General features: G+C 52.8%; 13 protein-coding genes. 4 read left to right on the top strand and 9 right to left on the bottom strand.

Annotation, left to right across the window (positions count from 1 at the left end):
• Window positions 1-233: 233 nt before the first annotated feature.
• Window positions 234-1595, bottom strand: coding sequence for a class I SAM-dependent rRNA methyltransferase (locus AC3ZPD_RS13255; RefSeq protein WP_490984766.1), 1362 nt, complete (start codon window positions 1593-1595; stop codon window positions 234-236).
• A gap of 197 nt (window positions 1596-1792) precedes the next feature.
• Here AC3ZPD_RS13255 and AC3ZPD_RS13250 point away from each other — a divergent pair, with 197 nt between their 5' ends.
• Entirely contained in the window at window positions 1793-2776 is a 984-nt protein-coding gene (locus AC3ZPD_RS13250; protein ID WP_490984765.1) for a Na/Pi cotransporter family protein, read from the top strand.
• 36 nt (window positions 2777-2812) lie between these two features.
• Here the strand turns inward: AC3ZPD_RS13250 and AC3ZPD_RS13245 are convergent, their stop codons facing one another.
• The 7 genes from AC3ZPD_RS13245 to AC3ZPD_RS13215 form a co-directional block, all read right to left on the bottom strand.
• On the bottom strand, window positions 2813-3244 hold the full coding sequence (locus AC3ZPD_RS13245; RefSeq protein ID WP_490984764.1) for an NUDIX hydrolase: 432 nt from the start codon (window positions 3242-3244) through the stop codon (window positions 2813-2815).
• Between the two features lie 118 nt (window positions 3245-3362).
• Window positions 3363-4706 carry a tRNA (N(6)-L-threonylcarbamoyladenosine(37)-C(2))-methylthiotransferase MtaB gene (mtaB, locus tag AC3ZPD_RS13240; protein ID WP_490984763.1) on the bottom strand — a complete coding sequence of 448 codons (1344 nt, stop codon included), beginning with the start codon at window positions 4704-4706 and terminating at the stop codon, window positions 3363-3365.
• A gap of 2 nt (window positions 4707-4708) precedes the next feature.
• Window positions 4709-5485, bottom strand: a complete 777-nt coding sequence (locus AC3ZPD_RS13235) for a 16S rRNA (uracil(1498)-N(3))-methyltransferase (RefSeq protein WP_490984762.1) — start codon at window positions 5483-5485, stop codon at window positions 4709-4711.
• Between the two features lie 105 nt (window positions 5486-5590).
• Window positions 5591-6271 (bottom strand): site-2 protease family protein, encoded by a 681-nt coding sequence (locus AC3ZPD_RS13230; RefSeq protein ID WP_490984761.1) that lies wholly within the window; start codon window positions 6269-6271, stop codon window positions 5591-5593.
• 2 nt (window positions 6272-6273) lie between these two features.
• Window positions 6274-7197: a 50S ribosomal protein L11 methyltransferase gene (prmA, locus tag AC3ZPD_RS13225; RefSeq protein ID WP_490984885.1), complete on the bottom strand. Its 924-nt coding sequence runs from the start codon at window positions 7195-7197 to the stop codon at window positions 6274-6276.
• A 254-nt stretch (window positions 7198-7451) separates the two neighbouring features.
• Window positions 7452-7628 carry a YfhD family protein gene (locus AC3ZPD_RS13220; RefSeq protein ID WP_490984760.1) on the bottom strand — a complete coding sequence of 59 codons (177 nt, stop codon included), beginning with the start codon at window positions 7626-7628 and terminating at the stop codon, window positions 7452-7454.
• 32 nt (window positions 7629-7660) lie between these two features.
• Complete coding sequence (locus AC3ZPD_RS13215; protein WP_490984759.1) at window positions 7661-7984, bottom strand: hypothetical protein; 324 nt, start codon at window positions 7982-7984, stop codon at window positions 7661-7663.
• Window positions 7985-8112: 128 nt separating this feature from the next.
• Here AC3ZPD_RS13215 and AC3ZPD_RS13210 point away from each other — a divergent pair, with 128 nt between their 5' ends.
• The 3 genes from AC3ZPD_RS13210 to AC3ZPD_RS13200 all read left to right on the top strand — a co-directional run bounded on the left by AC3ZPD_RS13210 (window position 8113) and on the right by AC3ZPD_RS13200 (window position 9323).
• Window positions 8113-8460 carry a hypothetical protein gene (locus tag AC3ZPD_RS13210; protein WP_490984758.1) on the top strand — a complete coding sequence of 116 codons (348 nt, stop codon included), beginning with the start codon at window positions 8113-8115 and terminating at the stop codon, window positions 8458-8460.
• A gap of 140 nt (window positions 8461-8600) precedes the next feature.
• The gene (locus AC3ZPD_RS13205) at window positions 8601-9041 is read left to right on the top strand and encodes a hypothetical protein (protein ID WP_490984757.1); all 441 of its coding nucleotides are present in this window, start codon (window positions 8601-8603) and stop codon (window positions 9039-9041) included.
• A 3-nt stretch (window positions 9042-9044) separates the two neighbouring features.
• Window positions 9045-9323, top strand: coding sequence for a YxcD family protein (locus AC3ZPD_RS13200; RefSeq protein ID WP_490984756.1), 279 nt, complete (start codon window positions 9045-9047; stop codon window positions 9321-9323).
• Between the two features lie 120 nt (window positions 9324-9443).
• Here the strand turns inward: AC3ZPD_RS13200 and dnaJ are convergent, their stop codons facing one another.
• Entirely contained in the window at window positions 9444-10571 is a 1128-nt protein-coding gene (dnaJ, locus tag AC3ZPD_RS13195) for a molecular chaperone DnaJ (RefSeq protein ID WP_490984755.1), read from the bottom strand.
• Between the last annotated feature and the right edge of the window lie 72 nt (window positions 10572-10643).

Below are 10643 nucleotides of genomic sequence, written 5' to 3'. Positions count from 1 at the left end.
TATATAAAAAGGCTCCCCTAAAAGAGCCGATCGTTTCCCGTATCGATAGATTCTAGTATACCATAACCAGCGGGATCGGAACATGTGTTTGCAACAGCCCTGAGGATTGGAAAAAGAAAAAGCAGGCCGGTGCTGCACCGGGCCTGCTTGGCTGCGTATAAAAGCTTAGGGCCGCAAAGCGGCTCCAAAGCCGGATTCTTTTTGCTGCAAACCACACCTTTAGGCGAGGGTCCTCAGGCTTTGCTGCGCACCTCAAAAATGGCAAATTTCAAATAGTGGCCTTCGTCCACGCCCAAAATTTGCGGATGGTCCTTGCCGGCCGCGCGCCATTCCACCAGCCGCAATATTTTTCCCGCATCCTCCGCGGCATCGGCAATCGTGCTCAGGAACAGGTCGGGACGCATATGGTAGGAGCAGCTGGCCGTCACCAGGTAACCGCCTTCGTTGACCAGCTTCATGCCGTGCAGATTGATGTCCTTGTACCCTCTGCAGGCGCCGGGCACTGCTTTCTTCGTTTTGGCGAAAGCCGGCGGATCCAGAATGACCACATCCCATGTCCGGCCAGTGCCTGACGTCAGGGGCACCGAGGTATCGGCTTTCCCTTCCGCTCTGGCCTTGCGGTCCTCCTGCCCTTTGACCTGGCTGCGCAGGTAATCAAAAGCATCGGCCACCACAAACTCGACCCGTTCCTCGAACCCGTTCAGCTTGACGTTTTCGCGGGCGCTTTCGATGGCATGCTCGGAGATGTCGAGACAGGTGACCTTTTTGGCTCCGTATTTGCAAGCATGCAGCGTAAAGCTGCCGGTGTGCGAGAAACACTCCAGCACCGTTGCTCCGTCCCAATAAGGGAACGTCACTTCTTTGCCGCTTTTGTTCACGGGAACCGTGCGGGTTCCTTCTTCCGGGTTTTCCAGCTCCTGTAGACGGATGCCGCTTTTCTCGCCCCAGCCCAGCATAAGGGGGGCGATGGACGCGCGGTTTTCCCGCTGGTCAAAGAAATAACCGGTCTTTTGGCCTTCCATGATGTCCACGGAGATCAATAGACCGTTTTCCGTTACGGTCACGTGACGCGGGCAGTCTCCGTATAAAGCCCCTTTCACCTGCTCCAGCCCTTCGATCTCACGGACGCCGACATCGCTGCGCTCATAGATGCCTTTGGGCTGCAAAACCCGCACCAAAGCCTCCACGATCTGCTCCCGGTGTTTGTCCATGCCGAGCGTCAACAGCTGCACGACCAGCACGTCGCCGAACCGGTCCACAATCAGCCCGGGAAGAAAGTCCGCTTCCCCGTACACCAGGCGGTATGCGTTCTCCTTAACGAAACGTTCGCGGTGTCGAAGGCAGTCCGCAAACCGTTCGGCAAAAAAAGCCGTATCCATATCCTGTAAAGGTTTATAGGACAAGATCCTCACCGTAATCTGGGAAGCCGGGTTGTAATATCCCGTCGCCAGGTATCGCCCCTGATGATTGACCACCTCTACCAGGTCGCCGGGCGAAACCTCGCCGTCCACCCGTTCTATTTCGCTTTTATATACCCAGGGATGTCCCTGTTCCAGCCTTTTTTTGCGGCTGCGCTGCAAAACTACTGCTGCCATTTGAATGTCCACTCCTAATTTCTGCAAGTTATATACGAATTATCAATTACTCCTGATCTTCGAGATAGCAGCGGTAATCTTCCCGCGTTCTCTCTCCGCTCTACCATTCCGGATGGCATGACTGGTCCTTTGCATGCATAAACATAACCTCAGCAAAGGCTTGTTCCAAATTTTTTCCCAGGAAAGGAGGCCGATCGGTGTTCCGCGAAATCGCAGTTCCGCTGATCTTCGGACTGGCCCTCTTTATTTTCGGCATGAAAATGATGGAGCTGGCTCTGCAGGCCTGGGCCGGACCGGTACTGACGAAGCTGCTGAACAAAGTTTCCGCCACCCCTCTTACAGGGATGCTGTTCAGCACGGCAATCACCGCCCTGCTGCAAAGCAGCACTGCCGTTACCGTAATGACGATCGGCCTCGTCAATGCCGGTCTGCTGACCTATGGCCGCACGCTCGGCATCATTCTCGGAGGAAATATCGGCACCTGCCTGACCACCGAGCTCATTGCTCTGCATATTTCCGCTATCGGGCCTCCGCTGCTTCTGCTTTCCTTGTGCGTCTGGTTCGCAGCGGTTGTCTTATTCGAGAAACTTCCCTACCGGCTGCAAAAATATGCTTCCCTGCTGCAGTCCGTCCAGCACGCTGCGCTTGCCGCCGCAGGCTTTAGCATCGTGCTGGTCGCTATCGCCTGGATGCAAAACACCGGAGGAGCCCTCCAGGCTTACGGATTGATCGATTGGTTTACCCGGCGGGCGGAAAGCAGCCTGTTATGGGGCGTAGCTGCCGGAGCCGTTCTGGCTGCTGCGGTTCACAGCAGCGCAGCCGTCATCGGACTCGCGATGGGCCTGGCCGCGGCGGGAACCCTTCCCGTCCCGCTCGGCATCGCCGTAGTTCTCGGCTCCAACGTGGGAACCTGCGTAACGGCGGTTATCGCCTCCATCGGCGGAACCCGGTCGGGCAGGTTCGTAGCCTGGTCCCATATTGTGCTGAATGTCGGCGGCTGCCTGCTGTTTCTCCCGTTCATCAGGGAATTAGAAACGGTATCCTCCTGGATGTCTTCCGACGCTTCCGGCGTGATCGCCCACAGCCAAACCTTGTTTAATGTGCTCAGCTCTCTGCTGGCCCTGCCTTTATGTTACTTATCCATATGGAAACGGTTGGAGGACAAGGGCAACAGAACTTAAGGACTGACCTGAATACCTTCCCTTCCTGCTTCCCTATTAAATCTGCACGCCCAGCAGTTTAAGGCCTTTTTCCAAAATAAAATCATTGTTGTCATACCCGGAAGTCCGCTGCTTGTCCCACGCTTCAAGCGGTAAGTACCAATCTACGCCGCGGATTTCTTCGACTTGGGCCTTTAGCTCGCCTTGAGCGCTTTCCACCAGATAATAATGAACTTCTTTATCTACTTCGCCGTATTCGGCATGCTCATATTTATAAGCGATAATATCGATGGGTTGAACGATTGTGCCTGTAACGCCCGTTTCCTCCCAAATCTCTCTCAGCGCGGTTTCTTCAACCGTTTCCCCGAGTTCCTGCTTCCCTTTGGCAAAAGAGATTTTGCCGTAACGGTCCGTGATCAGCTGGATTTGCAATTCCCCTGCTTCCCGGCGGTATACGACGCCCCCGGCTGAAATTTCCTTGTATGCCATAATGGCTCCCCTACCTTTCCATCATTCCATGAATAACAAGGATTCCATTCTCCGTGAATGAAATCCTTGGGTTTGTTGCCTATAAATCAATTGTAAAGGGCGGGACCGGAATCCTACCTTAATGCCCTGCAGCCTCCGGAAGCTCGTCCAGAATGCGGACCAGCGTGCCTTCGCAGCCGTTGACGCCGGCTTGGGTCACTTTGACGCGGCACAAACGGCCAGTCAAATCTTCTTCCGTATCAAAAACGACCTGCAGGTAGTTATCGCTCATACCCATCGCGCGGCCAGGGCCATATTGGCCTTTTTCGTCGCGTTCCGGAATGACGTCCAGCACCTTGCCCACAAATTTCTCCGCATAAGCCAGCTGCATTTGCTCGGACAAATCGATCAGCTCGTGCACGCGCGCATGCTTCACTTCCTCGTCGACCTGGTCTTCCATGCGCGCAGCCGGAGTACCGGTACGCTTGGAATAAGGGAAGACGTGGAGCTCGGAGAAACCGATCCGCTTAATGGCTTCAAAGCCGTCGCGGTAATGCTCGTCCGTTTCGCCCGGGAAACCCACGATAACGTCCGTCGTAATCGCTACGTCCGGCATAAACTCGCGGATTTTGCGGATTTTCTCCTCAAACTCGGCAATCGTGTATTTCCGTCTCATTCGTTTGAGCACTTCATCATTGCCCGCCTGAAGCGGAATGTGGAAGTGGCGGCACATTTTCGGCGATTTTTTAAGCACCTCAAGCACCTTATCATCGATTTGGCTCGCTTCGATCGAACTGATGCGCACGCGTTCCAAACCTTCCACCTTATCCAGATCCCAAAGCAGGTCGGACAGCTTGTAATCGTCAAGGTCGTCGCCGTAACCGCCGGTATGGATGCCGGTCAGCACGATTTCTTTATAACCGGACGCCACCAGCTGTCTAGCTTGGGCGATGACGCTTTTCGGATCGCGGCTGCGCGACAGCCCCCGGGACCAAGGAATGATACAAAAGGTGCAGAAATTGTTACACCCTTCCTGAATTTTAAGGAAAGCGCGAGTATGATCCGTAAAATTAGGAACGTCAAGCTCCTCGAATTCGCGGGTTTTCATAATGTTGCGCACCGCGTTGATCGGCTGGCGTTTCGCCTGGATTTCGTTGACGTAATTTAAAATTTTATCGCGGTCCTGCGTACCGATGACCAGGTCCACGCCCGCAATGTCCATAATTTCAGCCGGCGAGGTCTGCGCGTAACATCCGGTTACCGCAATGATCGCGTCCGGATTGCGGCGGACGGCGCGGCGGATGATTTGACGGCTTTTCTTGTCGCCGGTATTGGTTACCGTACAAGTATTGATCAGGTATACGTCGGCGGTCTGCTCGAAATCAACCTGCTCGTACCCTTCATTTTTAAACAGCTGCCAGATGGCTTCCGTATCATAAAAGTTAACTTTACAGCCAAGCGTATAAAAAGCTACAGATGGCATCGTTAAACTCCCCCCATTTCTCCAGTTTCGTATAATATGCAGGTCAGGGCGGCCATGCCGGCCGTTTCCGTTCTCAAAATGCGTCGGCCAAGCCCGACGGATCTGGCGCCTGCCGCCTCCGCGGCGGCTACCTCTTCTTCGGTAAATCCGCCCTCAGGGCCTACAACGACCAGCACCCGTCTGGCCTTGTCCGGCGAATTATCGGACGTCAGGGACGCCGCAAACGGCTGAACAACGTCTCTTAATTGTTCGCCGAGTTCTTTTTCATAACAAATACAAACCAGGTCATACTGTTCAAATACCCCTAGCAGTCCCTTCCATTTCAAAGGCTGGCGTACCGCCGGAATCCGGCTGCGATGAGCTTGTTCCGCCGCTTCTTTGGCGATTTTGGCCCAGCGGGCGGTCCGTTTTTCTTCCTTGCGCTCATCGTATTGAACGATCGTCCGTTCCGATAGGAACGGAATAAACGCCGCTGCGCCGATTTCGGTGCACTTCTGAATGACTGTTTCCATTTTGTCGCCTTTAGGCAAGCTCTGGCCAATATCGACCTTGACCTTGGGTTCGCTGGATTCCGGCATCTTTTCCAGAACGTCCGCCGTCACGGCATCCGGCTCCAGCAAGCTGAGCTCGGCCAGTACCACCCGGCCCTGCCCGTCGCTGACGATCACCTGATCCCCCGGCTTGCCCCTCATGACTTTGGTGATATGGCGGGCGTCTTCCCCGGCGACGATTACCTGTTCCTCACCGAACTGTTCCGGCGGGATAAAATAACGCTGCATGTTCATCAATCCTTGTTCCAAATTACCAACCTACATCATACAACTTTTGCTTCGCGCTGGCTACAGCTTCAAAGAGCCTTTTTACTGAAAATAAGCGGCCGATCGTCAAGAAAATAAATTCAGATACAGCTGGCCGAACGCATTAAATATTTTATAAATCAAACTGTACAAAGGCGTCAGTGTCACGGCTCTTAGCGCCGGTATAAAAACAAACAACAGAAAAATCAGGGAAGCCCATTGTTCATACTGCTGCAGCATAGGCCGGATCCGTCTCGGGACGAGATCCTCCACAATCCGGTAACCGTCCAGAGGAGGCAGCGGCAGCAGGTTGAACAGGAACAAACCGATATTTAAAATCGCCAAATAATAGAGAAAAATATGCAGCGCATCCTGAAAGCGAGAGGTGCCTAGCGGCCCTATCACCCCTTCTTTTAATAAGGCAACGTAAAGAATTGTTGCGATAAATCCGATGATCAAATTGCTCAAAGGGCCGGCTGCCGAAACCACGATCCCCATCAAACGGGGTTTGCTGAAATTATCCCGGTTCACGGGTACGGGACGGGCCCATCCGAAACCAAGCAAAAGAATCATCAGCGTACCGAACAATTCAATGTGCGAGGCCGGATTCAGGGTAACCCTTCCCAGCAGTTTGGCGGTTGGATCCCCAAATTTATTGGCCATATAGGCATGCGCAAATTCATGAAATGTAAAAGCGATCAGGATGACTACCAGAATAAACGGCAGCACATCCAGGGGAAAAGCAAGAATCGAATCCAGAAAGCCCATGTTTACCCCTTTCTGGCCACAAAGGCGACCCAATCTTCTTCACGTGCCGTATGCGTGATCTCGAAGCCTGCCGCAAGAAGTCCGTCTTCAACTTCCTTCTCTTTGTTCTTGTAGATGCCCGAAGCGATATAATATCCGCCCGGCTGAAGCGCTTCATAAACGTCGTCTATGAAGAGCAAAATGATCTCGGCCAGGATATTGGCTACAACTACGCGTACGGGCAGCGTAATTCCTAGCTCCGTCGCCCCTTTGCCGCTTTTCAGGACGGCCAGAAGATCGCTTTCGAAGATGGTGACCTGTTTTTCCAAGCCGTTAAGCAGGGTATTTTCACGCGTGCTGGTCACCGCAATCGGGTCCAAGTCGAGCGCCAAAACGTGTTTGGCTCCAAGTCTGACCGCCCCGATGGCCAAAATGCCGGAGCCTGTTCCGACATCGATGACTTCATCGCCTTCCTGAATGACGGATTCCAGCGTCCGCAGGCAAAGCGCCGTCGTCGGGTGGGTTCCCGTCCCGAAAGCCATGCCCGGATCCAGCTCGATAATTTTTTCGTTGTCCGAAGCCGGCTCGTAAATTTCCCAGGTCGGTTTAATGGTCAAACGTTCGGAGACGCGGATCGGTTTAAAATATTTTTTCCAGTTGTTCGCCCAGTCGTCTTCACTGACATCCCGCAGCGAAAATTCGGCTGCCCCGGGATCAATGGCGTATCCGCGCAGTTCCTCGATCCGTTCGCTGATCTCGCGCTGGATGTTCTCCATATCGCTGCCTTCGGGAAAATAACCGCTGATTTTGGCTTCTCCCTCCGGAATGTCGTTGGGCGGAATCTCAAACCACTGTCCCAAAGAAGTATCTCTCGGTTTATTGTTATCGACATGTTCTTCAATGGCGACTCCGCCTGCCCCGGACTCGTGCAGGAAGTTCGAAATCATTTCCACCGCTTCTTCTGTCGTATGTATCGTAAGCTCTTTCCAAATCTTCAAACCCGTTTCCTCCTCAATATTTGCATGCCTTCTATTGTACTATAAAAAGGAACAAAAAAGAAAACCGCCAGGCTCACGTCCCGCCGGTCTGCAGGCTTGTGAACTTGACGGCTGAACTCGCGGAGATTTTAGGTTCGCCATGATTTTTTATTTTTTCTAAAAGGAACCTGCCAAGCAAGGATCGAATGTATTCTTACGTTTAATTATAGCTTAGGCGTTTTGTTTTCCTGGCGGGCATCGGCCCGTTCGCTGCGTTCCAAAGCTTCCCAGTCCTCTTGGTCAGCGCGGTCCTCGGAAAATTCGACGTCCAGATTGTGGCCTTCGAGATTTTTGGACAAGCTTTTTGCGCCTTTTCCATAAGATTTATTCAGATGGTTCATGTGCAAGCATCCTCTCGTTTTGTATTTGAGATTTAAATCAAGCCGCCAGCCTCTTCAACGATTTTCATCGCCTGGTGATGAATATTATCATCAACGACCGCCGTCAGCAGCACATCCCGGCCTGTCGGACCTCCCTGGCCCCCATCGCTCATGCCGCTGTTGGACGGATCGGCTTTAGCCAGAATACCTGCCGACTGATGATCCATGTCCTGCGCAAATTCCATCATGGTTCCGCTTCCGTAACGGGTAAAACGGTCGATGGACAAGTCAATGACCCGCAAGGCCTGCAGCTTGCGCGCCGCGCCTTCGGCTTCCTCGGGACTTTTAAAATAAGCGAGAATATTTTTTTCGGCCATTTTTTCACCTGCTCTTTTGTTCAGGATAATTACGACAAGCATTTACCGCTTAATCGTTATTTTGCAACCGCAGGCTCTTTTTATGCTCCGGTAACAAAAATCTCATTCCTTGAAAGGGAGGCAGCACCATGGACATGAACAACCGATTTAGACGAGCTTTTCCAGGAGGAGGCGGATTCCAGCCTAAGGATTTAGTCCCGCTCCGCAATTTAAGCATGAGTACAGCCCCCGTTAATGAAGAAGTAAACCGGGTTGTCGTCAGGGCCCATGTCCCCCATCCAGGTTACGGCATTCGGGTATCGTCCATTCATTTCATGGAGGACAAAGCGCTGATCTATGTCGCTCCGCTCCGTCCAGACCCCAATGCCTTGTATCCTCAAGTAATGTCCACCGTCCAAGCCGCCGCCTACGTTGCTGCCAAATACACCCCCGTATTTCCTCCGGAATATGAGAAACACCTGAATAATTTCATTTGAAGGATTCGGCTGGCATGGAGCAGGGATCGATTTCTGTTTTGTCCCAAAAAATTAATAAAAATTTGAAACGTCCCCGGCTCTTGTCCGTATTACCTGTATAAACGCATAAACACCACTTCACAGGAGGGCGACTAATTTATATGTTCAAAAAAATCATAATGGTTGTAATGGCATTTACCCTGTTTTTTGCCTTTACCATCCAGGACAATGCTGATGCCAAAGGACGGATCGGCGGCGGAGGTTACAGATCAGGCGTAAAGTCCCACACGACAACCCCAAATAAATCGACCACGACGGACAATGTGTCCAAATCCGGCACGACCAGCTCGACTAAGGGGACAGCCGGTACGACGGCTAACCGCGGATTTTTCAGCGGCGGCAGTTTTATGAAAGGTTTGATGATCGGCGGATTGTCCGGCCTGCTGTTCGGCAGCTTGTTCTCCAGTATGGGCGGTTTCGGCAGCCTGCTTGGACTGGTCGTGAACCTGTTTGCCATCTACCTGGTGATCGTCATTGCGGCTGCCTTGTTCCGCAGATTCAGCCGTCCGCGCAAGCCTGATCCAAGGGACGGACGGTATTAATCCATGATTCTGACGGAAGACGAAATTGTAAATGCCGTTTGTATCCATACGGCGAGCCGTAAGCAGATCCGCCCTTCGGAGGTACAGGTCGAATTAGCCTGGGACGAAGACACCGGGTTTACGGCCGAAGTTTGGGCAGCCGGCAGAAACCAATATATCGTTGAAGCCAATTTGATCGAAGCGATTTTGCTGTATATGCACGAAGAATATGGCAGACGGGTGTTTAAAGACGAAGTCAGACTCGAGCTTGAAGACGAAATCATTGCGGTAGTTAACGATTAAAAAGAAAGTCCGGGATGCGGCGCAAGCCAGGTCCCGGACTTTTTTATGGCCGTAAGGCAAACACGGCCATAAAAAAGAGAACAGCGCAAGGTGCGCTGTTCTCTTTTTGCATATGCAGGCTTAGTCGCCTCTGAAAGCTCTCTTCATCCGGTCAAAAAAGGACTGCTCATGCTCATGGGTATGTTCCCCGTCATGGGCCGCAAACTGGCGGAGCAGTTCCTTCTGCTCGTCGCTAAGCTTGCTTGGCGTAATGACAACAACTTTTACATGCTGGTCGCCTTGGCCAACGCCGCGAAGCTTCGGAACCCCTTTGCCTTTAAGGCGGAAATAGGTTCCCGTCTGTGTTCCGGCCGGGATCTTCAGCTTCACTTTTTCCGTAAGCGTAGGAATTTCAATCTCGTCCCCAAGCGCCGCCTGCGCGAAAGTAAGCGGAACCTCGCAGTAGATGTCGTCGCCTTCGCGTTCAAAGAAATCGTGGGACTTCACGCGAATGACGATGTACAGATCGCCTGCAGGACCGCCGCGAAGGCCGCCTTCGCCTTCGCCGGACATACGCAGCTGAGCGCCGTCGTCTACGCCGGCTGGAATCCGGACATGAATTTTGCGCTGCTTTTTAACTTGACCGCTGCCGGAGCAGGTTGGACATTTTTCTTTGATGATTTTGCCGCGTCCGCCACAGTTAGAACAAGCTCGACGGTTCACCATCCGGCCAAACGGCGTATTTTGGACCACTTCCTGCTGGCCCGAGCCATGACATACGGAACAAGTTTCCGGATGCGTCCCCGGCTTGGCGCCGGAGCCGTGACAAGTATCGCAGCTTTCCGTACGAGGAATGGTAATATCCCGTTCCACGCCAAACACGGCTTCCTTAAATTCAATCGTCATCGTATACTGCAAATCGTTCCCGCGCTGCGGTGCGTTTGGATCCCGTCTGCCGCCTCCGCCGCCGCCGAAAAACATGTCAAAAATATCGCCAAACCCGCCGAAGTCACCTCCGCCGGAAAATCCTCCGCCCATGCCCTGGTTCGGGTCGACATGGCCGTATTGATCGTACCTTGCGCGTTTTTGACCATCGCTTAATACGTCATAGGCTTCCTTCACTTCCTTGAACTTCGCCTCGGCATCGTCCGCTTTGTTTACGTCCGGATGATATTGGCGCGCTAGCTTCCGGTAAGCTTTTTTAATCTCATCGTCCGAAGCGCTTTTCCCGACGCCAAGCACCTCATAATAATCTCGCTTATCAGCCACAGTTCCACCTCCGCCATCATCGCACAAAAGGAAAGTCAAAGCGCGGAATGCCTAAGCGCTTTGACCTCCCTA

The organism is Paenibacillus mobilis (assembly GCF_058267595.1).
Note: the sequence above shows the minus strand (reverse complement) of the source record. Positions and strands in the feature narration are given on the sequence as shown.